Here is a 25940-nt window from a genome sequence, read left to right as displayed (position 1 = left end):
ATGATGCAACCCAAGGAGATGAACCGCCAAGCCCGCATCCGGACAGGAGCCTGGAGAAACCGCCAATGCACATCGTAATCTGCATCAAGCAGGTGCCGGACTCGGCACAGATAAGGGTCCATCCGGTGACGAACACGATCATGCGCCAGGGTGTTCCGACCATCATCAACCCTTACGACCTGTTCGCCCTCGAAGAAGCCCTCAGACTGCGCGACGCCTATGGTGGCGAAGTCACCGTGCTCACTATGGGTCCGCCCATGGCAGAGGACGCGCTGCGCAAGGCGCTCGGTTACGGCGCCGACCGAGCGGTGCTCTTGACCGACCGCTATTTTGCCGGCTCCGACACGCTGGCGACCTCGTTCGCCCTTTCCCAGGCAATCGCGAAGGTTGGCGAGACGTTCGGCACGCCAGACCTCGTCTTCACCGGCAAGCAGACGATCGATGGCGACACCGCCCAGGTCGGGCCCGGCATCGCCAAGCGCCTCGGACTCCTGCAACTGACCTATGTCGCGAAGATCGCCTCTATTGACCTTGCTGCGCGCGAGATCAAGGTCGAGCGCCGCTCCGAAGGCGGCACACAGATGCTGAAGAGCAGGCTCCCTTGCCTGATCACCATGCTGGAAGGCACAAACGAGATCCGCCGGGGCTCGATCCAGGACGCCCTGTGCGCCGCGCGCAGCCAGGTCTTGAAATGGAGTGCGGCCGACGCCGGCATTGAGGATCTCACCAAATGCGGCCTGCGCGGTTCACCGACGGTGGTCAAGCGCGTTTTCGCGCCTCCTGCGCGAGCGGAAAAGGCGGCAAAAATCGACACCGCCGAGATGGCCTTGCGCGATGTCGCTGACGAACTCATCACGGCAATCTTCACCCGCCAGCCGGCATTGGAACATGAGCTCGCCTTCAACGGCGGCGCGTGAGAGGGCAAGGAGCAGACGATGTCGACCGCGAACCGAGAAACGCCTCGCCCTGCAGCCGGCCGTGCCGGCATAAAGAAGGAGCTGCCCGCGCATTTCAAAGACTACCGGCACGTTTGGGTTTTCATCGAGCTCGAACGCGGTCAGGTCCATCCCGTATCATTCGAACTGCTCGGCGAAGGCCGCAAGTTAGCAGACAAGCTTCAGGTCCAGCTTGCGGGCGTCGTGCTTGGACCGCCGGGAGAGGCCATCGGGAACGCCGTTGCCGAAGCCTTCGCTTATGGTGCCGACCTGGTCTACATCGTCGAGGAGCCGCTGCTCGCCGACTACAGGAACGAGCCTTTCACCAAGGCGATGACGGATCTGGTCGATACCCACAAACCCGAGATCCTTCTTCTCGGTGCCACCACACTCGGCAGGGATCTTGCCGGCTCCGTGGCGACGACCTTGCAGACAGGGCTCACGGCCGACTGCACCGAACTCGATGTGGATACCGACGGTTCGCTCGCCGCCACCCGTCCGACTTTCGGCGGTTCCTTGTTGTGCACGATCTATACGCTCAATTTCCGCCCCCAGATGGCCACAGTGCGACCGAGGGTCATGCCCATGCCGCAGCGGGCGGATAAACCGGTCGGGCGTGTCATCCGGCACAAGCTCTCGGTAGCCGAGGACGAGATCGTTACCAAAATCCTCGGCTTCCTGCCGGATAGTCAGTCGGCAAAGGCAAATCTTGCCTATGCCGACGTCGTGGTTGCGGGAGGCCTCGGTCTAGGCGCGGCGGAGAACCTGCAGCTTGTGAAGAATCTCGCGCGGGCAATCGGCGCCGAGCATGGCTGTTCGCGCCCGTTGGTCCAGAAGAGCTGGATGCCAGCTGATCGGCAGATCGGCCAAACTGGCAAGACCATCCGGCCGAAGCTTTACATAGCGGCCGGGATTTCCGGCGCCGTCCAGCATCGGGTTGGCGTCGAGGGGGCGGATCTCATCGTGGCCATCAACACCGACCCGAACGCGCCGATTTTCGATTTCGCTCACCTCGGGATCGTCACCGACGCGATCCGCTTCCTGCCCGCACTGACGGAAGCCTTCACCCGGCGGCTGTCGCCCCACAGTCGCGATAAGCTTGCGAGCTAAGGGATGGACATGATTGAGGAACAATTCGACGCCATTGTTATTGGGGCCGGCATGTCCGGAAACGCAGCTGCTTACACCATGGCCAGCCACGGCCTGAAGGTGCTGCAGTTGGAGCGGGGTGAATATCCGGGCTCCAAGAATGTCCAGGGTGCCATCATGTACGCGAACATGCTGGAGAAGATCATCCCGGATTTCCGGGACGATGCGCCTCTCGAGCGGCATTTGGTTGAACAGCGGCTTTGGGTGATGGACGACACATCCCATACCGGGATTCACTATCGGTCGGACGACTTCAATGAGGCGAAGCCCAACCGCTACACGATCATCCGTGCCCAGTTCGATAAATGGTTTTCGCGTAAGGTGCGCGAGGCCGGCGCGACGGTTCTGTGCGAGACGACCGTGACGGAACTCATCCGTGACGCCAAGGACAGGGTGATCGGCGTCCGCACAGACCGGGCCGGCGGGGCCATCTACGCGGACGTGGTCGTCCTCGCAGAAGGTGTATGCGGACTGCTTGGCACGCGGGCCGGCCTGCGCGAGATGCCGAAGCCGCAAACCGTGGCGCTCGCCGTCAAGGAAATGCATTTCCTGCCCGAAGAGGTCATTGAGCAGCGGTTCGGCCTCAAAGGCGATGAAGGCTGCGTGATCGAGGCGGTGGGCACGACCTCCCGCAGCATGGCCGGGCTCGGCTTCCTCTACACCAACAAGGAGTCGATCTCACTGGGCATTGGCTGCCTCGTCTCCGATTTCGCCGCGATGGTCGAGAGCCCTTACGTCCTCCTCGACGCCTTAAAAACCCATCCTTCGATCCGGCCGCTGATCGCCGGCTCGGAAGTGAAAGAATATTCCGCGCATCTCATTCCCGAAGGCGGCTACAAGGCTATTCCGCAGCTCTTTGGCGACGGTTGGGTCGTGGTCGGCGATGCCGCGCAACTGAACAACGCCATTCACCGCGAGGGTTCGAACCTCGCCATGACCTCCGGCCGCATCGCGGCTGAGGCAATCATCGAGGTCAAGAGCCGCAACGGTCCTATGACCAAACGGAATCTCGCCCTTTACAAAGCCATGCTGGACAAGTCCTTCGTGGTCAAGGACCTAAGGAAATACAAAGACATGCCGGCCTTGCTCCACACCAATTCCTGCAATTACTTCACGGCTTATCCGCGGTTGATGTCGCAAGCCGCGCAGAACTTCATGCGTGTCGACGGCACGCCGAAGATCGAGAAGGAAAAGGCGACCACGGCGGCCTTCATCAAGGCGCGCTCGCGCTGGGGGCTGGTCAGCGACGCGGTCCGCCTTGCATTGGCGTGGCGCTGAGGGGAGACGAAATGACGATCGCAGTGACGAAGTCACGTGTCGAGGACAAGCTTTACCAGAACCGCTACTTGGTGGATTCCGGCCGTCCGCATATCAAAGTGCGACCGCACGAGAGGCCAAGCGCGAACTTGCTCGCGCTGACCCACGTCTGCCCGGCGAAATGTTATGAGTTGAACGACAAAGGTCAAGTGGAGATCACTGCCGACGGCTGCATGGAGTGCGGCACCTGCCGGATTTTGTGCGAGACCAGTGGCGAGATCGAGTGGAACTATCCACGCGGCGGCTTCGGAGTCCTCTTCAAATTCGGATGAGGACGCACGCACCGTATCAAGAGGGTCAATCTTGGTACACCTGAGGTCGCGACCAACGCCAAGTCTATCTTTGCTTGAATTGCCGCGCCACGAAGAGAAGCTCGTGAATACTGTGCTTTCACAATTCAGACTCAGACACAAAAGGAGGAGCACTCTGGACGACAACCGCTGAGGTGTTTCCATGGCTCACGTACCGCAAGATCGGGTCGACGAGGTAGCACCTCGGGATACCCGCCCTGAACCGCCCATCAAAAGCATGCCCCAAGCAGATATCGCGCTCAGGGGACTCTACGAGATATCGAAGGTGCTGACCGCCCCCAGCGAGCTGGAGATTACGCTCGCCAATGTCGTGAACATCCTGCCTTCGTTTCTGCAGATGCGTCACGGAGCAATCGTCGTCCTGGACGCTGAAGGAGAGCCGGAGATTGCCGCAACTGCCGGCAATACCCACGCACCTCAATCAGGCACTCGCCGCGTCATACCACAGGCCATAACAGATCAAATCGTCGCTACGGGGACGCCGCTCTTCATACCGGACGTCCGCAAGTCCCAACTATTTCAGGCTGACCTTCAAACATCTTCGAGCAGCGGCACCATCCCAATTGCCTTTATCGGTATCCCGCTAAAGGCTGATCATAAAATCCTTGGGACATTGTCGATCGACCGCGCCGGAGACGGCGCCACCGACTTTCGCGACGACGAGGACACATACTTCCTGACGATGGTCGCCAACCTTGTCGGCCGGACGATCCGTCTCCATCGCATCCTGAGTACAGATCGTCAGCGGTCTGTCCATGAGCAATGGAGACCGGAGAAATCGCCCAACGAGGGGAGGACCTACGACCCTGCCCGGCATGCGGATGTCAAAATCGACGGGATCATCGGGGAAAGCCCCGCACTCAAGCAGGTGCTCGAAACCGTCTCGGTCGTAGCAGGGACCAATTCCACCGTGCTACTGCGGGGTGAAAGCGGCACCGGCAAGGAATTCTTTGCGCAAGCCATCCATAAGCTCTCACGTCGGAGGAAGAAGTCTTTCGTCAAATTGAACTGCGCCGCACTGTCTGAAAGCGTTCTGGAGTCAGAACTGTTTGGGCATGAAAAGGGCGCTTTCACGGGTGCTATCTCCCAGCGCGCCGGTCGTTTTGAATTGGCAAATGAGGGAACGCTGCTACTTGATGAAATCGGCGAGATTTCGCCGGCCTTTCAAGCCAAACTGTTGCGTGTCTTGCAGGAAGGCGAGTTGGAGCGAGTCGGCGGCACCAAAACGCTACAGGTCGACGTGCGCCTCATATGCGCCACCAACAAGGACCTCGAGACGGCCGTCATAAAAGGGGAGTTCCGGGCCGACCTTTATTACCGCATCAATGTGGTGCCAATTATCCTGCCTCCGCTCAGAGAGCGACCCGGCGATATTCCACGCCTTGCGAACGCCTTCCTCAACCGATTCAACAAGGAGAACGATCGCGCACTCGCCTTCGCGCCGTCGGCGCTTGACCTGATCTCGCAATGCTACTTCCCTGGTAACGTACGCGAGCTGGAGAACTGCGTCCAAAGGACGGCCACACTTGCGCGTTCAAGGACGATCACGCCATCCGATTTCGCCTGTAAGAAGAGCCAGTGCCTTTCCTGGCTCCTCTGGAAGCGAGCCGACCGCTCGAATGGCGGCAATACCATCGACGATCTCGCACGGGTCAACGCAGTGCCGGTCGGATTGCGGCTGCCGGCCAGTCGCATCGGTGCCTCCGCAGGCAACGTATCTCCCCTTGCGGCCGGCGATCCAAACGATCCCGCTTGTCCCCCGCGTCTGACGGAACGCGACCGGCTGATCGACGCGATGGACAAGGCCGGTTGGGTTCAGGCTAGGGCGGCTCGTATCCTCGGCCTCACGCCGCGGCAAATCGGCTACGCGCTGCGCCGATATGGCATCGAGGTGAAGAAATTCTAGACGTCGTGATGACGTCAAACGTAAGTCCGGAGTAGTCTCCCTCACACCCTTCGCGCCCAAGGCTGGTAGCCTTCGCGACCCGATTTGCTTGTCCACTGTCGGAAGCCCGACAAAGATGTGTCGGAGCAATCCGACGGAATCCGACACGAAAGCCAATTCGTGAACCAAAACCGCTCTTTGAGCTGGCATAGCTCTTGCGGTTTGAACTGCGACATTCACCCAGCAACGGAGCCGTTCGATGTCCGCACCGGCAATTTCGCTTGAGAGCCTCAGCACGACATTCGGTGACCAGTTGCTTGCCACCGTGAAAGCCGGTGGCTGCGCGTCTTCGTCCTGCGGCTCGTCGATAAAGCCGGACGACACGGATCCGGCTATCTGGGAGAAGATCAAGGATCACCCCTGCTTTTCAGAAGAGGCGCATCACTATTTCGCGCGCATGCACGTCGCGGTCGCGCCCGGCTGCAATATCCAGTGCAACTACTGCAATCGCAAATATGACTGCGCGAACGAAAGCCGGCCTGGGGTGGTCTCCGAAACGCTGACACCCGACCAGGCGCTACGCAAGGTGGTCGCGGTCGCCAACGAGGTGCCGCAACTCTCCGTGCTCGGCATCGCCGGACCGGGCGATGCCTGTTACGACTGGAAGAAGACGAAGGCAACGTTCGAACGAGTTGCCAGGGAAATCCCAGACATCAAGTTTTGCATCTCCACGAATGGGCTCGCGCTGCCGGACCATGTCGATGAGCTTGCCGACATGAATGTCGATCACGTGACGATCACCATCAACATGGTCGACCCTGAGGTCGGTGCAAAGATCTATCCTTGGATCTTTTACGACCATCGCCGCTACGTCGGCATCGAAGCCGCCCGGATCCTGCACGAGCGGCAGATGTTGGGTCTGGAGATGCTGACCGCGCGCGGCATCCTCACCAAAATCAATTCAGTGATGATCCCCGGCGTGAACGATGAGCATCTGATCAAGGTGAATAGATGGGTGAAGGAGCGAGGCGCGTTCCTGCACAACCTCATGCCGCTGATTTCGGACCCGGCGCACGGCACGCACTACGGACTGAGCGGGCAACGCGGCCCAAACGCAATGGAGATGAAGTCTCTTCAGGATCGTGTCGAAGGCGGCGCCCAGTTGATGCGCCACTGCCGGCAGTGCCGGGCAGATGCCGTCGGCCTGCTCGGTGAGGATCGTGGCCAGGAATTCACAGTCGACCGAATTCCCGGCGAGGTCACCTACGATGCCAGCAATCGCAAGGCCTATCGGGAGCTGGTCGCGGAGGAGCGCCGTGATCACGTGGCGGCTAGGAGAGAAGCGATCGGATTGGTCAAGGCAGCGAGCCCCGGCAAGTCCCTTCTCTTCGCGGTGGCGACCAAGGGCGGCGGCCGCGTCAATGAACATTTCGGCCATGCGAAGGAATTCCAGGTTTACGAAGCCTCGCCGAGAGGGATCAGCTTTGTCGGGCATCGCAAGGTCGAGCAGTATTGTCTCGGCGGCTGGGGCGCAGAGGCCACCCTGGATGGCGTCATCGCTGCGCTTGAGGGCATAGATGTCGTGCTGTGCGCCAAGATCGGAAACTGCCCGCAGGATCAGCTCGCCGACGCTGGAATCCAAGCCACCGACGCATATGCCCACGACTATATCGAGACCGCAATCAGCGCGATTTACGCGGCCGCATCTGGGACCCCCGCACTCGCGGCGACGGCCTGAGCGCGTCTCATCCATTCGGACCAGGAGTTAAAATGGCTTTCAAGATCATCGCATCCCAATGCACCCAATGCGGCGCCTGCGAATTCGAGTGTCCCTCCGGCGCGATCAAGTTCAAAGGCGAGAGCTATGTGATCGAGCCGCAAAAGTGCACCGAGTGCGAGGGGGTCTTCGATGCGCAGCAATGTGCCTCGGTATGCCCGGTGCCGAAGACCTGCGTTCCTGCGTGACGAACATTGGGCTGCCGACATGGTCGGGGATGCCTTCGCAGGACGCCTGGAACGCCTTTGTTCACAATCTGCAGCCTCAAGAGAAATCAGGGAACGGACATGTCGCTCGGACGCGAAGAGGAGGTCGAAATCCGCAGGCCTCCACGATTCATGCCGGGAGAGCGGGTACGTGCCACTCGCCACATAAAAAATGACGGCACCTATCCTGGCAGGGAGATCGGCGAAAATCTCGTGCGGAAGGGCGACGAGGGATATGTGCGCGACATTGGCACCTTTCTCCAGCAGTTCTTCATCTATGCGGTCGAATGGGTCGACCGTGGCACCGTCGTCGGCATGCGAGCGCGTGAACTGATGAGCCTCGACAAAGCCGAGGCGCCCTGCAGTGCTGAAAACAATACCAATGAAGGGACGGCCAGATGAAAGTCATGATCCGCAGGACCGATGCTGGCTTGTCGGCGTATGTCCCCAAAAAGGACCTCGAAGAGCCGATCATCAAGCTTGAGAAGGAAGAGTTGTGGGGCGGAACTGTGACGCTCAGGAACGGGTGGCGGCTCCTCCTACCCGATCTTCCACGGGATACGCGTCTGCCGATCACCGTCGAGGCAAGGAAGGTTTCCGAAGAGGACTGATGCTGCCCCTTGATAAGGTGCGTCGCGAGGAAACGAGCATGAACACCATCCTGACAGCGGGCCACCTCGTCATCGTGCGGGACAGTTTTGCCGAAAAGCTGCTTGACCTGGCGAAGGAAGCGCTCGCCGCCGATGAGGTGATCCCCTATCTCGGTCCGGGTCTTCTTGGGTTCAAGTGTGCGGAACCGCCTGTGCCGCATACGCCGGAGCTCGTTGCCGCGGCACTCAATGCGCGGGCGCCAGCCCCTTCCAGGATCCGCACCAATATGTGGTCGGTTGCGCAGTTCATCGAACAGCGCCGGCATCGCCGGACGCTTCAAGCTTGGATGACCGACATATTCGCAGCGCCGGTGGCGCCGACCCTCCTCCACGCCTGGCTCGCAAGGCTGCCGCTCTCCCTCATCGTCGACAGCTGGTACGACGGCGCGATGCGCACGGCTCTCGTAGAGACCGGCCGAACGGACGTCGTTGAGATACAAGGCGTCACGCGGGCGAACGAAATCGGTAACATTTGGACGAAAACCTACGATTTGTCCGGGAGGGAACTCGACCCCCGATCGGGGGCAAAGACGGTTCTCTATACACCTCACGGGAGTATTAGGCCGGCGCAAAACTTTCTCGTCGCAGATTCCGACTATGTCGAAGTCCTGACCGAAATCGATATCCAGACACCGATCCCAGACGTGGTGAAGGAACGGCGCATCACCCGCGGATTTTTCTTCGTTGGCTGCCGCTTCAACGATCAGATGCTGCGCACCTACGCCAGGCAGATCATGAAGCGCTCCCGAGGTCCACATTGCGCGGTAATGGACGCGGAAACGCTGACCAGAAACGAAGCGCGTTTCCTTGCGGCAAGCGGAATCACGGTGATCGACATGCCAGTAAGTGAAGCCGCGGCTCGGCTTATAGGAACGGGCACTGCTGCAGGTGGTGGACAGGATTAACAATGGCGGGCCCCTTTGATGATTGGTCCTTCGGCTTGCCTCGAAGGCGCAAAATGCAGTCGGGAATACACCCGTGAGCAGTGATGCTATCGGCAGCGCAACGAACGCTCTGAATTCGTTGACCCATGTGGAAGCGGCGCGCTGGGGCCGGGATTTGAGTACGCTGTTGCGCATCACGCGTATGAATTTGCGGCATCCCTGGCAGGTCGCCTTCGCTATGGGCTCGACGGTCCTGGCGGCAATCCTCCAGTTGCTCATTCCCCAGCTTCTCGGCCGGGCCGTCGACCTGACCCAGACAGCCATCGGGGGCGGTGTCGCGGGGACCGCGGCAGGACAAGCGCTCTGGATCCCGGCTCTCCTGCTGCTCGCCGTCAGCGCGCTACGCGGCCTTTTCACGATGGCGCAGAACTATTTTGCCGAAGCCGTCGGGCATCATGTCGCGTACGAACTGCGGCTCGCCTACTACGACAAGATCCAGCGTCTCAGCTTTTCCTTTCACGACCGGGTCCATTCAGGCGATCTGATCACCATCGGAATGCTCGATCTCCAAGGCGTGCGGATGTATTTTTCCACCGCGCTCGTTCGCGTGCTCCTGCTCACCATGCTGATCGGGATCGGCGCCTACATGATGATCTCGACCGATCCCATGCTCGGCCTGGTCGCGCTGAGCTTCGTGCCTTTTGTCGCCTGGCGCTCATCGGCCACACAGCTTAGGCTGCGCGCCACCTGGCTCGACCTGCATGAGCGGCTTTCAGTACTAAGCCGCGTGATGGAGGAAAATCTCGCAGGCATCCGCGTGGTCCGCGCTTTTGCGGCTCAAGCCTATGAGATGCTGAAGTTCGACGGCGCTTCCAAGAACGCGCTCGACCTCGCCCACGACCGAGTTGACATCTACGTGCCCAGCACGTCGGCGATGACCTTGTCCTTCTTTTTCGCAATGGGATTGGTGCTCTGGATCGGTGGCAGCAAGCTCGTCGCTGGCGAGATAAGCGTCGGAACGGTGGCGACCTTCCTGACCTTCATGACAATCCTGCAAATGCCAGTCCGCCAGATCGGCCTCATGGTCAATGCCTTTGCCCGCGCTTCTAGCTGCGGTTCGCGGCTTTTCGGTCTCCTCGACCAGGAGATCACAATCAGGGATGCTCTCGAGGCCAGACCGCTCGAGATAAGCGACGGCACTCTGCGCTTCCACAATGTCTCGTTTGCGTACCCCAGCGCCGAAAACCGCGCCATTCTGAAGAACCTCAGCTTTGAGGCCCGTAGAGGCGAGACGATCGCGATCGTCGGTCCGCCGGGTTCGGGCAAATCGACGATAGCTCATCTGGTCCCCCGCTTTTATGACGTGACCGGTGGCGCCATCACGCTGGACGGCCAGGACATACGCAATGTCACCCTCGCGACGCTTCGCAAGGCGGTCGCCGTCGTACAGCAGGATGCATTCCTATTCACCACTACGATCGAGAACAACATCGCTTATGGCGATCCCTGGGCGAAGAGACAGCGAATCGAACGCGCCGGCGAATTCGCCCAGCTCCACAACTACATCCTCGGGCTCCCAGCGGGCTACGAGACGGTCGTGGGCGAACGCGGCGTCTCTCTCTCTGGCGGCCAGCGCCAGCGTCTCACGATTGCTCGCACCATGATGCTGCGCCCCTCCGTCGTCGTTTTCGACGACTCAACGGCCGCGATCGATGCCGGCACCGAGCAGCGCATCCGCGCGGCGATGCGGCGCTTCGCCAAGGATCGGGTGACGATCATCATCGCGCACCGGCTGAGTGCGCTTGTGCATGCCGATCAGATCCTTTTTGTCGATAACGGCGAAATCGTAGAACGCGGCACGCATCAAGAGCTTTTGGCGAAGCGGGGACGCTACAGGGCCCTTTACGATCTCCAGACGCGCCCGGGTCATGACAATATGACCCAGTATGGGGGCGCCCGCTGATGGCGCAGGGCCGCGCCGGCGAAGTCGAAGCCGAACGTGACGACGGTAGACGCCCTCCGCGCGCGGTTGTCGGCTCGCACCGCATCGAGGAGGAGATGTTCGGCCGGGCTTTCGACAAGAGCATCCTCCGGCGCATCTGGGCTTTCGTCCGTCCCTATCGGGCCAGGGTAGTCATCACGATTGCAGCAATGCTGATCTTCACCGGGACGCAGCTTCTCATCCCGTTGATCATCCGCTACGCGCTCGACCAGGGCATGAACCCGGCAAGGACCGATCGCTCAGCCCAGCTCGCGGCCGTCGGCGCGTTCGTTTTGGCGATTTTGGTCAATTTCGCTGCCGGCTACATGCAGGAAACCGTGGTTGGGAAAGTGGCCGAAACTGTCCTGTTCGACATCCGCCGCGCCATGTTTGGCCATCTGCAGAAGGTTTCGCTCTCCTTCATGGACAAGACCGAGGTCGGACGCCTCATGTCGCGCCTGCAAGGCGACGTCAACTCCATACAGGAATTCCTCGAAACCTCGGTATATTCCGTAGGCGATGTTGCGCTTCTCTTCGGCATCGTTTTCGTAATGCTGTGGCTCGACTTCCGCCTCGGCCTCCTGACGCTCTCGGTTCTGCCGGTCCTGGTGATCGTCCGCATTGTCTGGCTGCCGCGTGCCCGCGACGCCTTCATGGCCGCACACGAGACTAATTCCGTCGTCAACGGCGCGCTGGCCGAAGCCATTCACGGCGTGCGCACCGTCCAGTCAATGGACCGCCAGCAGGTGAATTTCATCCTTTTTGACGACAAGGCCCATGCCAACCTCAGGACCCACCTGATCGCTGCCAAATATGCACTGGTCATGGTGCCTATCGTCGATGGCCTCACCGGCCTCGCCATGGCCGCCGTTATTGTGGTCGGCGGCTCGATGGTCATGAATGGCCGCATAGATGTGGGCGTATTGGTTGCCTACCTATTTTACATCCAGCGCTTCTTTGACCCGATCCGCTCACTCACCCTGCAATATTCGGTCATGCAGCGCGCCATGGCCTCAGGCAAGCGCCTGACCGATGTGCTCGACGTCAAGATCGATGTTCAGGACAAACCCAATGCCGAGGTGCTTTCGCCCGAAATGGACGGCTCGGTCGAGTTCAGGGACGTCACCTTCGGCTACAATCCGAACCGTTCGGTGCTGAAAAATGTCTCCTTCCGGGTCAATCCCGGCGAGACGGTCGCACTGGTCGGGCCGAGCGGTTCTGGCAAATCGAGCGCGATGGCCCTGGTCCACCGCTTCTATGATGTTCAGCAGGGCCAAGTGCTGGTCGGCGGACATGATGTGCGCGATCTCACCCAGGAATCGCTCGGCCGCCAGGTCGCCATGGTGCTGCAGGAGCCGTTCCTGTTCACCGGGACGGTCTTCGAGAACATTCGATACCACAAGACGGAAGCCACGCGCGACAAGGTGATCGAGGCCGCTAAGGCGGTCGGCGCCCACGACTTCATAATGAGCCTCGCCGACGGGTATGAGACCCAACTTGGCGAACGCGGCGACAACTTATCTCTCGGCCAGCGCCAGCTTATCAGTTTCGCCCGCGCCCTCGTCGCCGACGCCAAGATCCTCGTGCTCGACGAAGCTACCGCCAACATCGACAGCTACACGGAAATGCAGATTCAGAAGGCTCTGATAAAGCTGCTTGAGGGGCGCACTGGCCTCGTCATCGCCCACCGTCTTGCCACGATCCGGGGTGCCGACCGCATCATCGTGCTTCAGAATGGCCAAGTTATTGCGACTGGCAACCACGATCAGCTAATAGCCATGGGGGGCCTGTATTCCAAACTCTACAATCTCAACTACGCCTCCTTTGACGATATTCCAGAACACGATACGACCGTACAAGCCGGCTCCCAGACCTGACGTCTTGGCGGCCTTGTGGTACTGACATTGACTTCGGGCGTGCCGGCGGACACTCAGGCCGCCGCAGACGAGGAAGCAGGCAGCATTCATGCAAAGCACTCGCGCGGATCGTGAAGACCGGCTGCGAACGATTTCCTCCAGCGTCGTTATCCGACCGCGGTGCACGCCGCGACATCGGGCGAACTCGCTCCAGGTGGTGTCGCTCGGCGTAGCAAAGCCGCTCGCGAGCGCGCCCTCAACAGCGCCGTAGCGAGTGACGGCTTTGCTACCGCCGAGCCGCTGATGAAGCTGGATGCGGGAGCCGCCACCGGCGCCGCCCCGGTCGAGAAGAACCTCTTGCGGCGGGCTATGGGCAACGACTAGCGCGAGCGCGACGAGCAGATGCGTGCCGGCATCGTGACGCGCTCGGCCATCATCTCCTTAGGATCGTGCAGTCTCACACCGTGCCCAGATGCCGGCCAACGCACAAACCTGGTAATCTGTGCCGCCGGCTCGTCGTCAGTTTGGCCTCCCTCACGATTTCCCAATCCCCACCACGTGCACGCTCGAGCAATGTGAGGGAGCGCAGTTACAACGATTTACCTTCGGATCAGACCGCGAATTTCATGGTCAGCCAAGTCGAGCCATGATTTCGGATTGAATGGTCGTCGCGGTGTATAGGGAAGCATCTAGCGGCAGATTCCCAAATGCCAGTTGACAAAGAAGGTAGTTAGCACCTGCCTCTTCCAACTGACTGAGCAGAGCTTCTCGCACAGACGCTGCTGATCCTACCACGCACAATTCACTCTCGACTGCCGCATCGAAGGTCAGCGGCAGGTTGGGTGGAGTGGGGATAGCGTTAAGCTCGTAAAGGAATTGGAAGCTCTTGAGCCATCTTTCGTAAGCAGGTGCCGCGAGCGAATAGGCATGTGTGTCACAACGCCCAACCACGACCATGCGGAGCAATCCAATAAATGGCGCTCGATCGCCCGCGCCAGTGTTGTCCTCTTGATAGGCGCGGAACGCATCAGTAGTTTTGCGAACAGAAGAGGAAGGTCCTACACACGCGATATTTGCTCCATTCGCAGCGGCCCAGGCTGCGGACTCGGGTCGATTGGCGGCGACCCATGTCGGCGGATGTGGACGCTGATGAGGTCTTAGCGTCAAAGGAACGTCATTGAGCTCAAAATGGCGGCCTTGATAGCACAGCGTGCCAACCTTCATGGCATTAACAAGTATTTCAACAAGAATTTCGCTGGCTTCCGCATAGCGGCCCGGCACCGCGTCCGCACCAATCCCGAAGTAACCCAATTCGATCGGGAGAGCACCGCGCCCTATGCCCAGTTCGAGCCTGCCACCGCTCAACTGGTCCAGCATACAGATCTCTTCGAACGCACGCAGCGGATGATAAAGCGCAAGCAGCATCACCAAGGGTCCGAGACGCAGGCGCCGGGTGCGCTGGGCGACGCTCGATAAGAACAGATTCGGCGATGGACCTCTCCCATGGGGGGTACAGTGGTGCTCTGCGAGATGATAGGCATAGAACCCTAGCTGATCGCACGCCTCTGCTAATATCAGGCGATCTTCGTACTGCCGGGCGATATCGAGGCCGTCCTCGTCCAGATGATCGAAGATGCCGAAGGCTAGGTTTGAAGGAAAGACGTTTGTCACTCGATATTGTCCCCGATTTTAAAGAAAAATGTTGTCGTGCTTGGGTGACCAAGCAAGTCTAAAGATAGCAATGTGTGATATCGGATTAGCGTCAGCGTACCGAACGAGCAGGGCCTGACGCTCCCCTGCCCGTGGTGCTTGGTATGTTTAAGTTTCCAACTATATCGCGAGCGGCAGCAAGAAATGCATCCAATTGCTCTTTTGTGCCGATGCTGACGCGGATGCAATGTTCCAAACCATTGTCCGGAAAGTAGGCAACGAGTATCTTTTGCCTTTCCAAGGCTGCTTGCCACCATGAGCCGTCCTGTCCCGCTGGCACACGGGCTAGCAAGAAATTAGCGTGGGAGGGCGTTACGGAAAATCCAAGTTGCGACAGTGCGGCTGTCACTCGCTGTCGTTCATGTCTGATGTGCTTGTGGTTCTCTGCGTAGGCGCCGCGATGCGCAAGCACGCTGATACCAACCGCATGCCCGATCACGTTCATGTTGAAGACGTTCTGGATGTTGCGCAGCCTGCCAATAATCTCAGGGTGACCGAAACCGAAACCGACGCGAATGCCGGCGGCGGCATAGCTCTTCGAAAATGTTCTCAAGATCAGAAGGTTCGAATAACGATTGATGAGGCGCAGCCCGTGATCGGGTGCAAAGTCGACATAGGCCTCATCAAGGACGACCAGGCGATCCGATTGTGCCACGAGGCGTTCGATATTGCTTATCGAGAGGAATGTTCCGGTCGGATTGTTTGGATTGGCCACCAGAATGAACTTGGCGTCTTTTGCCGGACCGGAAAGCAATTGCTCCATTGGCAGCGAATGAGTTTGACATCCGATCTCGAGAAACTCAGCACCATGCAACATGGCAAGTTTGCGGTTGAACGAAAACCCTGGCGATATCATCGCCACCTTGTCGCCAGGGGCGAGGAAAGCTCTGTAGATGAGTCCGAGCAGTTCAGACGACCCGTTGCCTGCGATGACCTGATCCGTGGATACGCCATAGGTATTGGACGCTGCTTCCCTCAAGCTGATGTTATCGTCGTCCGGATACAGATACTGGCGATTGAGGGCCGCCACTGCACTTTGCATTATGATTGGCGGCAACGGAAACGGGTTCTCATTCGTATTCAGCTTGACAAAACTTCTGTCCGGCGCTGGTCCGTTGGACGGCAGAGCATCTAACTGTCGCGTCCCTTGCGGAAGAGACGAAAGCACAGCTTGCAGTTTTGCATCGGACATATTTTATCTCCGTTTCAGTCGCACGGGGCATCCGTATGAGCTCGCAACGAGAGCAACATGGCGGACGGATTGACGATGGCAGCGTCGCCTTTCACAAGATGGTCGCAACGCCGGCTGCCATGGGATTTCGGCCAGGCTGTCCTCGGTCGGATCGACTTGACGCGGACGCGGATCTGCATCCCTGCGCGGGCCAAGCCGCTAAGCGGTCTCAGCTAATCCGCCTGAGTCATGCTTTCACAGACGCTTGACCTCGATGCCGTATTTCCTCAGCACGTAGCCAATCTGGCGCGGGGTCAGTCCAAGCAGGCGCGCCGCCTTTGCCTGCACCCAGCCACATCTTTCCATGGCAGCAATGACGCGCTCGGCGTCGGTGGTCCTCGCGCCCAATGAGTGGGTTGCTCCGGCAGGCGGGACTGTGGTGGCGGCCGAACGAGCGGCCGCATCCGGCGGCGTGGCCGGATTCACTGCCTCTGGGAGGATTGGCGCTGGTTGCAGCGCGGCCTTGCCCGATCTGCTCTTCCGCAGCGCCTCGGCAAAGCATTGGTCGTGGGAGCACGCAAAGTCGTTTCTCCCGATTGATCGTCCCTCCGCCAGGATCGCTGTCCGGTGCACGCAATTTTCAAGCTCGCGAATGTTGCCGGGAAATTCACATTTCATCAGTACTTCAATCGCACGCGGATCGAAGGTCAGCGTACGGCCGTTCTCATCGTTGAAATTCTTGAGAAACTCAGCTGCGAGGAGCGGAATATCGCTGCGCCTTTGGCGTAATGCCGGCACCAGCAAGGGAACCACGTTGATGCGATAATATAGGTCGGCGCGGAACTCATTCCTTGCAACCGCCTCTTCAAGGTTCCTGTTCGTGGCGGCAATCACGCGAACGTCGACCTTGATGGTCTGGTTGCTGCCGACGCGCTCAAACTCCTGCTCCTGCAGCACGCGCAGTAGCTTTGCCTGGAAGGAGGCCGAGATCTCGCCGATCTCATCCAGAAACAACGTCCCCTTGTCGGCGAGCTCAAAGCGACCCTTGCGGGAATTGAACGCGCTTGTGAAGGCACCCTTCTCATGACCGAACAATTCGGATTCCAGGACTGTCTCTGGCAGCGCTGCACAATTGAGTTTGATGAAGGGCCGCTTGGCGCGCGGCGACAACTCGTGAATTGCCTTGGCGACCAGCTCCTTCCCGGTACCGGATTCGCCTCGCAACAGAACCGTGGTCTTTGCCTTAGCTACAACTGCGATCTTCTCGAGCAGCGCGCTTAGCGCCGGACTATCGCCAATCATTCCCTTGACGTGAACCTTCTTGCGCTGCGGTGCAGGGTGCTTGACATCAGAGAATTGCGTTTGCAGCCCATCTTCCACCTCCGTCGGTCGTTCGCGGTCGCCCGCGGAGAAGCGGTGCAACTTGACTGTCTGTCCCACCATGTTGGCTATCATGGTGAGCAGCCGGACATCATAATCGAGCCGATACGTTGACCTGCTGTCCAAGGCGCGGTCGATAGTCAGCGTGCCTACGGCGTTCCCATCAACACGAATGGGAACGCCGATGAAGGACACGGTGTCGGAGGCCCCAAGCACCTCTATGTCAGCGGCAGTGAAGGCCGAATGCACCGCTATGTTCTCGGCGACGAGCGGCGTGTCCGTCGTCACAATCAGATCGATTGCCTTGCGCGGCAGGCGCATCCGGGAGCGCTCATCGCTGTTCTCGTCGCAGCCGGTGACTACGGTGATGTCCAGTACGCCCTCAGCGTCGAAGAGAGCGATGATGCCGTGCCGCATCTGCACAAACGAGGGCAGGAGATCGACGACCTTGGCCAACGTGACTTCGAGCCGGGCGGGGTCGGTGAGTACTTTCGATATTTCGAAGATGCCGGTAAGCGCGTGCTCGTGCGATGGCACAAAAGGGACCGCGGTGTTCATCTCGGACTTTGGGTAAGCCCTTTTCGCATCCGGAAGCGAAATGCGGCACTCGCTGGCATTTTGTTCTGATTTGGGAATGTTGTGGTGCATATGATCCTCGATCTCGCGCCATGAAATGCATGCCGGCGGCATGTGCGCCCGCGACGTCGCGGGCAAGCGCGAAAATGCTCTGACGTGAACTCGTGCCACCGCCGTGTGGTCGAGTGCAAAGCGGGTCGACCCCTGACGCATCGCTTGGCTCTCCCTCCACGAAGCTTGGCCACGTTCTCGGCTTGCACGGGGGCAACCACACGTTGATTTTCAAAAGACTGGAGCGAGGCGGGATAGTCAATCGAGCTTTCTTTCATTCGTGAAAGGAAACCTCGCGGCCTATGATAGAATTCATCAGTTCTAATTTTTGTCGGCGATGTTGAACGACAGAAATACGGCGCCGGCGATGCGGTGCCCGAGCGGCTGACCGCGCCGAGTTGCCGGGCCGTGCCAGTCACCAGCGCCTGCGAACCAGGGGCGGGAGCGATAATCACTGCCGACGACACTGGTCGGTCGCGGCAACCGCCATTTCCTCGATATTGATGACGCAGATAAGGCGGCGGCGTCGCGTGTGAAGGCGCGAAGGTGGCGGTCGAGCGCGGCTTTCTCGGCCGTGCTCGGAACTTCTGAACCGCATCGTCGCGGTCAGCACCAGCGGCGTCAATCCCTACGTCTCGACGTCGCTTTCAAGCTGTCGCTGCAGCGGGAGCGCGGCAAAGAACACGGCAATTCTGCGCCCTCGTGCCAGCGATGCGGCCCTTCCCAAAGTCGGCAAACCGAGGAGCCCGCCACGATGTGCAGCAAAACCGCAAGCCAGAGAGATCGACCGGCAATCTGCCGGAGAACATCAAGCGCGTGCTGGACGGCGGCCTTGTCATTCCCGTCTTGTGCCACCGCTCATCCCATCATTGGCGAGCCCAACGTCAGTTCAGGTCATGCGGATCCATTTGGCATGGGTATTGCGGCGGCCTTGGTGCAGCGTTCGACCGGAGCGCCGCGATAGGGAGAAGCCCGGGAGAAGTCACGCCACCTCGATCCGGTCAGGGAGAGAGAAACAGTGTCAGCTGCACAAGTCCGCGGCGCGAGTCCCGCGCCCCGCAAACCCTTCTATGCCAAGCTTTACGCGCAGGTGCTTGCCGCCATCGCCCTCGGCGTCGCAATTGGCTATTTCTATCCGGGGACCGGCGAGAGCCTGAAGCCGCTGGGTGATGCCTTCATCAAGCTGGTCAAGATGATCATCGCGCCTGTCATCTTCCTGACAATTGCGACCGGCATTGCCGGCATGAACGATCTTCACAAGGTCGGCCGGGTCGCCGGCAAGGCAATGGTCTATTTCCTCACCTTCTCGACGCTCGCGCTGATCGTCGGCCTGATCGTCGCCAATGTCGTCCAGCCTGGCGCCGGCCTCAACATCGATCCGGCCTCGCTCGATGTCCAGGCCGTGAATACCTATGCCGCAAAGGCCCACGAGCAGTCGGTCACCGGCTTCCTGATGAACATCATCCCGCCAACGATAGTCGGCGCCTTCGCGGAAGGCGACATCCTGCAGGTGCTGTTCTTCTCGGTTCTGTTCGGCATGGCGCTCGCGATGGCCGGAGAGACGGGCAAGCCTGTCGTTTCCTTCCTTCAGGCGCTCATCGCGCCTGTCTTCAAGCTCGTCGGCATTCTGATGAAAGCCGCGCCGATCGGCGCTTTCGGCGCAATGGCCTTCACCATCGGCAGATATGGCATCGGTTCGGTCGTCAACCTCGCGATGCTGGTCGCGACGTTTTATTTCACCGCCTTCCTCTTCGTGTTCGGGGTTCTCGGCGCGGTCTGCCGCTACAACGGCTTTTCGATCTGTTCTCTTATTCGCTACATCAAGGAAGAGCTGCTGCTTGTCCTCGCAACGTCCTCCTCGGAGGCCGCGCTCCCCTCGCTCATGCAGAAGATGGAGAAGGCGGGCGCCAGGCGTTCGGTTGTGGGTCTCGTCATCCCGGCCGGATATTCGTTCAATCTGGACGGCACGAATATCTACATGACCCTGGCGGCCCTCTTCATCGCGCAGGCGACGAACACGGATCTGTCAATCGGCGATCAGGTGCTGCTGCTGCTCGTTGCGATGCTTTCCTCTAAGGGCGCTGCAGGTGTAACAGGTGCGGGCTTCATCACCCTGGCTGCTACGCTCGCCGTAGTTCCGAGTGTTCCCGTTGCTGGGATGGCACTGATACTCGGCATCGACCGCTTCATGTCCGAATGCCGGGCGCTGACGAATTGCGTCGGCAACGCAGTGGCATCCCTCGTCGTTGCCCGCTGGGAAGGAGAATTGGACCGAGCGCAGATGAAAGCCGCCTTCTGCGGTCATCAGCTTGCCGAGGCATCAAACCGGCTATCCTCCGCCGAGTAAGGGCGACGCACCGCGACCGGTTTCGCCAAGCTGGTCACATGACCTGAACGATCGACTCGCAGGCTCTAAACGGCGCCTCACGGACCATGTATCAGAAGCGCTAAATGTGTGAGTGCAAATCATCGCCGCCCTAAGCGAATGAACCTTCCGTTATACCCGGCCGGTCTACGTATGGAGTAGTCCAATACGCTGTCGATCATTCAGTATGCGGGCGTCTTCACTTTGCCCACCCGAAAGCATTGTCGAATCACGCTAGGTGACAGAGAGCCAGCCTGCGTCAAAAACCAATCAGAATAGGACCCATGACCAAGCGCCCCACAATTACCGATCTCGCCCGCGAAGCCCGAGTCAGCGTAGCAACGGTCGATCGGGTTCTGAACGCCCGCCATCCGGTGCGCGAGGAGACCGCGGGGCGGGTCCACGACGCCGCCCACGCGATCGGCTATCATGCTGCCGGGCTCATCAAGCAGCGCTTGCGGCGAGACCTACCGTGCTACCGTCTGGGCTTCATCTTGAGAAAACCGGCCCAGCATTTCTACCAAGACTTTGCGCGCGAGGTCGAAGCGTCGGTCAATTTGGCCCAGTCCTTCCACGGCATTCCGCTCATCCAATTCGCCCCGTCACATATGCCGAGCGACCTAATCGCACCGCTCAAGGATTTGGGCGCACGCTGCCATGCGATCGCGATGGTGGCACCGGACCACCCAAAAATTACAGCAGCGGTTGAGGACCTCAAGGCCAAAGGCATTCCGGTTTTCTCGCTGCTTTCCGACTTCGCCGCCGGCGTGCGACAGGGCTATATCGGCCTCAACAACCGCAAGGTGGGGCGCACGGCCGCTTGGATGGTGTCCAAGGTCGCAAAACGGCCCGGCAAGGTGGCGGTGTTTGTCGGTAGCCATCGTTTCCAGGGGCACGAGCTCCGTGACGTCGGCTTTCGCTCCTATTGCCGTGAGAACGCGCCGACGTTCGAGGTGCTCGATCCGCTTGTGAACCTGGAGAAACGGCAGGTCACCTACGAGGCAACGCTTGATCTCATGCAGCGGGAACCCGAGCTCGTCGGCTTCTATGTCGCCGGGGGCGGCATGGAGGGCGCCATCTCCGCGGTCCGGGAAGAGGGTAAAAGTCGCGATCTCGTCGCGATCGTGAATGAAATCACGCCGGAATCTCGGGCGGCACTCGCTGATAACATCATCACGATGGCGGTCGCCACGCCAATGCGCCGGCTTTCCCAGGAGCTGATAACGCTGATGACGCGGGCTATCGAGACCGGCACTGCTGAAACACCAGGACAGACATTTCTGCCGTTCGACATTCATCTGCCGGAAAATATATGAAACTGATGGCTTCTATCGTAAGCGGGGAAGTTTCCTTTCATAAATGAGAGAAAGTTGATTGATGATCCCATCCACGCGGGGTAGCCGCACCCCACAGGCCTCAGCCGCGGCCCAGGATGAAGCAATTGGGTGAACGGATCGGCCACGCGTTCAGGCGGAAGCGCGAGGTAAATTGCCTACATCCGCAGCGTCAATCGCGACCGGCTTCATTGCCAACATCTCGACGTTGTCGGTGCAGGGCGGTGTCGTCAAGGATGCCTCACGCCAGTAGCCGAGCGAGGCCGGCACAGTCCGTTGGGATTGACCTCGTCGACCGGCATCTCCTCGCCTGGCCGCGCGTGAAAAGCCGCGGCAAGGCCGGCAAAGTTGGCATTTGAGTGGGACTAGACATCTTGTGGGACTTCGCACGCGAAATCGGAGGCGGCAGTCAACTCAGCACCAACCCGGGCATGTGTTCTGCTCGTTCCTGGCCCTCGTACTCAGCAAGGAACTGCGCCGCTCTGCCGAGCCAAAGGCCTGACGCCCGAATGGCAACCGCTCCTACGCGATCGCGACCGCCTCCAGGAAGCCCGAGACGCTCAATAGCTTTCAAGCAAAGGCGCCAGGCGAGATGCCTCCTGCAACATCATTTCCCGCATCCACAGGCTTGCCGGATCAGTATTGTGAAGCGCGGGCCATTGGACGGCCTCCGTGAATGCGGGATGAGGAAGTGGCGGCGGAAGTTCGACAATCCGCAGGGGTGTTGTTTTTGCGAAATGCTGCGCCAGCCGTAAGGGCATGGTCCCGATGCGGTTGGTGCCTGATAGGACGGGCGCGATCAGGCTAAAGCCCTGTACGACGACCTCGATACGTCTCTCGAAACCGTGCTCGAGCAAATACCACTCCTCCATGGTGGGCTGCCGGGTGTGCCTGAATTTGAGCACGACATGCCCCATCGACAAGTATCGCTCGAATGTAAGTGGCTCTGACAGCTGCTTGTTCGTGCCGCAGCCTACGCATACGAGCATATCTTCGAACAGGGCTGCGCGAGGATGTTTCGACATGAACACTTCCGGCATAATCAGAAAATCAACGTCGCCGCGCCGGAGAAGCTCCTCGGGGTCGTCGCAAATAGGCAGACATTCGAAGCGGACGGCGGGAGCTTCCCGCGCAGTACGCTCTACGATCCTCTTAAAAAGCACGAGCGTGAGGTAATCGGAAAGCATGATTCGGAAGAGACGATCCGATTGGGCTGGGTTAAAGGCGTCGGAGGAAATAATCGATAGCTGGATGTGCAGCAATGCGTCCCGGACTGCTGGGGCAAGCCCCTCCGCGCGCGGTGTCAAAATGAGCTCGCGGCCGTTCATCGTAAATAGCTCATTGCTGAAGTAGGCGCGTAACCGAGCGACGGCGGCGCTCATGGCCGGCTGGCTCAGGTTAATACTGTTGGCCGCGGCAGTGACTTTACGCTCCCTGATCAGAGCGTCCAGCACAACGAGGAGATTCAGATCCAGCCCCTTAAACCGCATATCCTGATCTATCCAGCGTGTGGATGGGCATCATCTAAACAATCAATTTTACGAATTTACGAACCATGCATTAGAGGAACGTAAATGACCGACGTCAAGCTCAAATCGACGGCGCCGCGACGGGCGGGAACATCGAGAGAGCTCATTGGCGAGCCCCACCGGCTGGCTCACCTTCGCTAACGACAACGGTTGAGTGCAGCCAACAACGCCGCCGCTTTGGCCGGGTAATGCGGCCCGCAAGAAACTATTTTGAAGAGAGGTCCTGAATGCGCCCTCAGGTGCAGTGGAAATTGTGCTGGGAAAACGAGTTGCAGCTCTCGGACCACGTCGAGCTCGCCCAGTTCTTTCGTAATACCTACGGGCCGACTGGGGCGTCCAACGCAGAACCGTTCGAAGGTAGTCGAAGCTGGGCCGGAGCCAGGCCTGAACTCCGCGCAATCGCCTATGATTCGAACGGTGTAGCGGCTCACATGGGCATACTGCGCCGTTTCATCAAGGTTGACGCGGTCGATCTGTTGGTGGCTGAGCTGGGCCTGTACGGGGTACGTCCGGATCTTGAGGGTCTCGGAATCCCCCATTCAATCCATGTCGTGCTTCCAATACTGCAGGAGCTTGGCGTTCCATTCGCTTTCGGAACCGTCCGGGACGCGCTGCGGAATCATGTTGAGAGGTTCGGGCGGCGATACAGCCCTTTGGCCGTCTTGTCGGGAATTCGCGTGCGCTCCACCCGACCAGAGGCGCGCCTCGACCTGCCGCCCACACGCATTGATGACGCACTCACCATTGTTCTGCCAGTTGGACGGCCGATCAGCGAATGGCCCACGGGCACGATGATCGATCGGAACGGACCAGAGCTATGAGCCGTCCCGATTGCTTGTACGAAGTGCGCCGTGAGTGCTCTGACGGCACCGGCCGTCGCAGCGTTTATCTGACGTTTGACGACGGTCCCAATCCACTTTTCACACCGGAGATTCTGGATGTGTTGGCAGAGCAGCGGGTGCCGGCGACTTTCTTCGTCATCGGCGCCTACGCCTTAGAGCACCCGGATCTAATCCAACGAATGTTTGCAGAAGGGCACGAGCTAGGCAACCACACGATGACTCATCCGGATCTGTACAAATGCGGCTTCGGCGAAGTGCAACGTGAGATCTTTGAAGCGAACGGCGCCATCATGAGGGCGTGCCCTCAGGCCTCGGTGCGCTATATTCGCGCGCCCTACGGGGCCTGGAGCGAAGAAGTCTTCACAGCGTCACAGATCGCCGGGCTGACGGCCCTCCATTGGTCCGTCGACCCTCGAGATTGGTCTCGCCCTGGGGTCGACGCGATTATCGATACCGTGCTCGCCTCTGTCCGGCCGGGCGCAATCGTACTCTTGCACGACGGATGCCCTCCCGGCGAGTTGAGCCAGGGCGCTCACGCCGGTCTGCGCGACCAGACGGTCACGGCGCTGTCCCGGCTGATTCCAGCACTTCATGAGCGCGGATTTGTAATCCGCTCACTTCCTCAACATCACTGAACAAACGAGATCCCATGACTCTTCTTGGTACAACCAGCACTGTGGCCATTTCGCTTTATGCACTGCTCTCGACTGCTTATAAGAGCATGCAGGGGATTTATGCTCTGCCGACAAACGACTCATCGGCGTTGGAGGATCTCGTCGGCTCCGATCAACTGCCCAGCGTGGATGTCATCGTCCCCTGCTTCAACGAGGATCCGCGCACGCTTTCAGAGTGCCTGGCGTCCATTGCAGACCAAGAATACGCCGGAAGACTTCGGGTCTATGTGGTTGATGACGGTTCTGGAAATCGCGAAGCCGTAGGAACTGTCCACGAAACCTACGCGCGCGACCCTAGGTTCGACATCATTTTGCTTCCCGAGAATGTTGGAAAGCGCAAGGCGCAGATCGCCGCGATACGCCGCTCATCCGGGGATTTGGTGCTTAACGTTGATTCAGACACGATACTCGCGCCCGACGTCATCACCAAGCTTGTACCGAAGATGCGAGATCCAGCGGTCGGCGCAGTCATGGGTCAGTTGATTGCCAGTAACCGGAGCGAGAGCTGGCTGACAAGGCTGATAGACATGGAGTACTGGCTGGCTTGCAACGAGGAGCGCGCGGCACAGGCTCGCTTCGGTGCCGTTATGTGCTGTTGCGGCCCATGTGCCATGTACCGCCGGTCTGCGCTCCTTTTGTTACTGGACCAGTACGAGTCGCAATTTTTTCGGGGCAAGCCAAGCGACTTCGGGGAGGATCGCCATCTCACTATCCTCATGCTGAAAGCAGGCTTTCGAACCGAGTACGTTCCGGGCGCCATCGCGGCCACAGTCGTTCCGAACAGACTCGGACCGTATCTGCGCCAACAACTCCGTTGGGCACGAAGCACATTCCGGGACACGCTGCTTGGGCTGCGCTTGCTGCCCGGCCTCAATAGCTATCTCACGTTGGACGTGGTCGGACAGAATCTCGGGCCGCTACTCCTCGCCCTATCGGTACTAACGGGCCTCGCACATTTCGCACTGACAGGCACTGTGCCTTGGTGGACAGGACTGATGATTGTGTCCATGACCATGCTCCGATGCAGCGTGGTAGCATTTCGTGCTCGACAGTTTCGATTTCTGGGCTTTTCCCTGCACACGTTCATCAACATCTTTCTCTTACTTCCCTTGAAGGCCTACGCGCTGTGTACATTGAGCAATAGCGATTGGCTGTCGCGAAGCTCTGCTGTCCCTACATCGAACACTGGGGGAAAACAGGCCCCCACCCAAACTCCGATCACTGGATCAAGCAGGGCAGAATTCTCACCGCATGCGGCTCCGCTTCGCAGGCTCAATCTTGCGCGGATTCTTCGGGATTAGCGCTGTCGAGCAACATCTGCGGCGACGAGTGATCGCTAATTACCTAGGTGGACGAG

Annotated in this window: 22 protein-coding genes; 18 read left to right on the top strand and 4 right to left on the bottom strand. The window is 59.5% G+C overall.

The genetic code is table 11. From position 1 onward, the window contains the following. Positions 1 to 65 precede the first annotated feature (65 nt). From NKH63_RS19540 to NKH63_RS19480, 13 genes are all read left to right on the top strand, one after another. A complete protein-coding gene (locus tag NKH63_RS19540; protein ID WP_352466656.1) occupies positions 66 to 917 on the top strand; it encodes an electron transfer flavoprotein subunit beta/FixA family protein in 852 nt (283 codons plus the stop codon). Positions 918 to 935: 18 nt separating this feature from the next. Then, a complete protein-coding gene (locus tag NKH63_RS19535) occupies positions 936 to 2045 on the top strand; it encodes an electron transfer flavoprotein subunit alpha/FixB family protein (protein WP_352918428.1) in 1110 nt (369 codons plus the stop codon). A 9-nt stretch (positions 2046 to 2054) separates the two neighbouring features. After that, complete coding sequence (locus NKH63_RS19530) at positions 2055 to 3362, top strand: FAD-binding protein (protein WP_023678244.1); 1308 nt, start codon at positions 2055 to 2057, stop codon at positions 3360 to 3362. 11 nt (positions 3363 to 3373) lie between these two features. Beyond that, complete coding sequence (locus NKH63_RS19525; protein WP_023678245.1) at positions 3374 to 3673, top strand: ferredoxin family protein; 300 nt, start codon at positions 3374 to 3376, stop codon at positions 3671 to 3673. Positions 3674 to 3854: 181 nt separating this feature from the next. Then, complete coding sequence (gene nifA / locus NKH63_RS19520) at positions 3855 to 5618, top strand: nif-specific transcriptional activator NifA (RefSeq protein ID WP_036238852.1); 1764 nt, start codon at positions 3855 to 3857, stop codon at positions 5616 to 5618. 238 nt (positions 5619 to 5856) lie between these two features. Then, positions 5857 to 7335 carry a nitrogenase cofactor biosynthesis protein NifB gene (nifB, locus tag NKH63_RS19515; protein ID WP_352918426.1) on the top strand — a complete coding sequence of 493 codons (1479 nt, stop codon included), beginning with the start codon at positions 5857 to 5859 and terminating at the stop codon, positions 7333 to 7335. Positions 7336 to 7367: 32 nt separating this feature from the next. Then, complete coding sequence (locus tag NKH63_RS19510; protein WP_023678248.1) at positions 7368 to 7562, top strand: 4Fe-4S dicluster domain-containing protein; 195 nt, start codon at positions 7368 to 7370, stop codon at positions 7560 to 7562. Between the two features lie 99 nt (positions 7563 to 7661). Beyond that, complete coding sequence (locus tag NKH63_RS19505; protein WP_352918425.1) at positions 7662 to 7982, top strand: nitrogen fixation protein NifZ; 321 nt, start codon at positions 7662 to 7664, stop codon at positions 7980 to 7982. After that, entirely contained in the window at positions 7979 to 8191 is a 213-nt protein-coding gene (gene nifT / locus NKH63_RS19500) for a putative nitrogen fixation protein NifT (RefSeq protein ID WP_023678250.1), read from the top strand. The genes NKH63_RS19505 and nifT overlap by 4 nt, the downstream gene beginning before the upstream one ends. A 38-nt stretch (positions 8192 to 8229) precedes the next feature. Next, complete coding sequence (locus NKH63_RS19495; protein ID WP_352918423.1) at positions 8230 to 9135, top strand: SIR2 family NAD-dependent protein deacylase; 906 nt, start codon at positions 8230 to 8232, stop codon at positions 9133 to 9135. 73 nt (positions 9136 to 9208) lie between these two features. Then, entirely contained in the window at positions 9209 to 11077 is a 1869-nt protein-coding gene (locus NKH63_RS19490; RefSeq protein ID WP_352855094.1) for an ABC transporter ATP-binding protein, read from the top strand. Beyond that, entirely contained in the window at positions 11077 to 12972 is a 1896-nt protein-coding gene (locus tag NKH63_RS19485) for an ABC transporter ATP-binding protein (protein WP_352720351.1), read from the top strand. Before NKH63_RS19490 ends, NKH63_RS19485 begins: the two co-directional genes overlap by 1 nt. 159 nt (positions 12973 to 13131) lie before the next feature. Beyond that, the gene (locus NKH63_RS19480; protein WP_352457028.1) at positions 13132 to 13335 is read left to right on the top strand and encodes a hypothetical protein; all 204 of its coding nucleotides are present in this window, start codon (positions 13132 to 13134) and stop codon (positions 13333 to 13335) included. 246 nt (positions 13336 to 13581) lie between these two features. On the opposite strand, the gene NKH63_RS19475 is transcribed toward NKH63_RS19480, so the two are convergent. The 3 genes from NKH63_RS19475 to nifA (NKH63_RS19465) form a co-directional block, all read right to left on the bottom strand. Then, on the bottom strand, positions 13582 to 14622 hold the full coding sequence (locus NKH63_RS19475) for an LLM class flavin-dependent oxidoreductase (protein ID WP_023678254.1): 1041 nt from the start codon (positions 14620 to 14622) through the stop codon (positions 13582 to 13584). A gap of 91 nt (positions 14623 to 14713) precedes the next feature. Beyond that, the gene (gene hisC / locus NKH63_RS19470; RefSeq protein ID WP_352918421.1) at positions 14714 to 15853 is read right to left on the bottom strand and encodes a histidinol-phosphate transaminase; all 1140 of its coding nucleotides are present in this window, start codon (positions 15851 to 15853) and stop codon (positions 14714 to 14716) included. A gap of 234 nt (positions 15854 to 16087) precedes the next feature. Further along, complete coding sequence (gene nifA / locus NKH63_RS19465; protein WP_352615324.1) at positions 16088 to 17860, bottom strand: nif-specific transcriptional activator NifA; 1773 nt, start codon at positions 17858 to 17860, stop codon at positions 16088 to 16090. Between the two features lie 997 nt (positions 17861 to 18857). Between nifA (NKH63_RS19465) and NKH63_RS19460 the strand changes: the two genes are divergently transcribed. Together NKH63_RS19460 and NKH63_RS19455 are read left to right on the top strand one after the other, a co-directional pair. Beyond that, complete coding sequence (locus NKH63_RS19460) at positions 18858 to 20186, top strand: dicarboxylate/amino acid:cation symporter (protein WP_023678259.1); 1329 nt, start codon at positions 18858 to 18860, stop codon at positions 20184 to 20186. A gap of 302 nt (positions 20187 to 20488) precedes the next feature. Further along, positions 20489 to 21520: a LacI family DNA-binding transcriptional regulator gene (locus NKH63_RS19455; protein ID WP_352918419.1), complete on the top strand. Its 1032-nt coding sequence runs from the start codon at positions 20489 to 20491 to the stop codon at positions 21518 to 21520. A gap of 578 nt (positions 21521 to 22098) precedes the next feature. Here NKH63_RS19455 and NKH63_RS19450 read toward each other — a convergent pair. Continuing rightward, a complete protein-coding gene (locus NKH63_RS19450) occupies positions 22099 to 23028 on the bottom strand; it encodes a LysR family transcriptional regulator (RefSeq protein ID WP_352591353.1) in 930 nt (309 codons plus the stop codon). A 266-nt stretch (positions 23029 to 23294) separates the two neighbouring features. Here NKH63_RS19450 and NKH63_RS19445 point away from each other — a divergent pair, with 266 nt between their 5' ends. The 3 genes from NKH63_RS19445 to nodC are packed head-to-tail and all read left to right on the top strand — an operon-like array spanning position 23295 to position 25884. Beyond that, on the top strand, positions 23295 to 23888 hold the full coding sequence (locus NKH63_RS19445; RefSeq protein WP_352918417.1) for a NodA family N-acyltransferase: 594 nt from the start codon (positions 23295 to 23297) through the stop codon (positions 23886 to 23888). Further along, positions 23885 to 24544: a chitooligosaccharide deacetylase NodB gene (nodB, locus tag NKH63_RS19440; protein ID WP_352457035.1), complete on the top strand. Its 660-nt coding sequence runs from the start codon at positions 23885 to 23887 to the stop codon at positions 24542 to 24544. Before NKH63_RS19445 ends, nodB begins: the two co-directional genes overlap by 4 nt. Positions 24545 to 24558: 14 nt before the next feature. Next, positions 24559 to 25884, top strand: a complete 1326-nt coding sequence (nodC, locus tag NKH63_RS19435; protein ID WP_352494955.1) for a chitooligosaccharide synthase NodC — start codon at positions 24559 to 24561, stop codon at positions 25882 to 25884. Positions 25885 to 25940 lie beyond the last annotated feature (56 nt).

This window comes from Mesorhizobium sp. M0960, assembly GCF_040319055.1.
Classification (GTDB): Bacteria; Pseudomonadota; Alphaproteobacteria; order Rhizobiales; family Rhizobiaceae; genus Mesorhizobium.
This window is presented reverse-complemented; position numbering and strand designations above follow the sequence as displayed.

What these genes read in the sequence shown, in the direction of transcription:
- NKH63_RS19540 (WP_352466656.1), top strand. Translation starts at nt 66, where the DNA reads ATGCACATCGTAATCTGCATCAAGCAGGTGCCGGACTCGGCACAGATA.
- NKH63_RS19535 (WP_352918428.1), top strand. Translation starts at nt 936, where the DNA reads ATGTCGACCGCGAACCGAGAAACGCCTCGCCCTGCAGCCGGCCGTGCC.
- NKH63_RS19530 (WP_023678244.1), top strand. Translation starts at nt 2,055, where the DNA reads ATGATTGAGGAACAATTCGACGCCATTGTTATTGGGGCCGGCATGTCC.
- NKH63_RS19525 (WP_023678245.1), top strand. Translation starts at nt 3,374, where the DNA reads ATGACGATCGCAGTGACGAAGTCACGTGTCGAGGACAAGCTTTACCAG.
- nifA (WP_036238852.1), top strand. Translation starts at nt 3,855, where the DNA reads ATGGCTCACGTACCGCAAGATCGGGTCGACGAGGTAGCACCTCGGGAT.
- nifB (WP_352918426.1), top strand. Translation starts at nt 5,857, where the DNA reads ATGTCCGCACCGGCAATTTCGCTTGAGAGCCTCAGCACGACATTCGGT.
- NKH63_RS19510 (WP_023678248.1), top strand. Translation starts at nt 7,368, where the DNA reads ATGGCTTTCAAGATCATCGCATCCCAATGCACCCAATGCGGCGCCTGC.
- NKH63_RS19505 (WP_352918425.1), top strand. Translation starts at nt 7,662, where the DNA reads ATGTCGCTCGGACGCGAAGAGGAGGTCGAAATCCGCAGGCCTCCACGA.
- nifT (WP_023678250.1), top strand. Translation starts at nt 7,979, where the DNA reads ATGAAAGTCATGATCCGCAGGACCGATGCTGGCTTGTCGGCGTATGTC.
- NKH63_RS19495 (WP_352918423.1), top strand. Translation starts at nt 8,230, where the DNA reads ATGAACACCATCCTGACAGCGGGCCACCTCGTCATCGTGCGGGACAGT.
- NKH63_RS19485 (WP_352720351.1), top strand. Translation starts at nt 11,077, where the DNA reads ATGGCGCAGGGCCGCGCCGGCGAAGTCGAAGCCGAACGTGACGACGGT.
- hisC (WP_352918421.1), bottom strand. Translation starts at nt 15,853, where the DNA reads ATGTCCGATGCAAAACTGCAAGCTGTGCTTTCGTCTCTTCCGCAAGGG.
- nifA (WP_352615324.1), bottom strand. Translation starts at nt 17,860, where the DNA reads ATGCACCACAACATTCCCAAATCAGAACAAAATGCCAGCGAGTGCCGC.
- NKH63_RS19455 (WP_352918419.1), top strand. Translation starts at nt 20,489, where the DNA reads ATGACCAAGCGCCCCACAATTACCGATCTCGCCCGCGAAGCCCGAGTC.
- NKH63_RS19450 (WP_352591353.1), bottom strand. Translation starts at nt 23,028, where the DNA reads ATGCGGTTTAAGGGGCTGGATCTGAATCTCCTCGTTGTGCTGGACGCT.
- NKH63_RS19445 (WP_352918417.1), top strand. Translation starts at nt 23,295, where the DNA reads ATGCGCCCTCAGGTGCAGTGGAAATTGTGCTGGGAAAACGAGTTGCAG.
- nodB (WP_352457035.1), top strand. Translation starts at nt 23,885, where the DNA reads ATGAGCCGTCCCGATTGCTTGTACGAAGTGCGCCGTGAGTGCTCTGAC.
- nodC (WP_352494955.1), top strand. Translation starts at nt 24,559, where the DNA reads ATGACTCTTCTTGGTACAACCAGCACTGTGGCCATTTCGCTTTATGCA.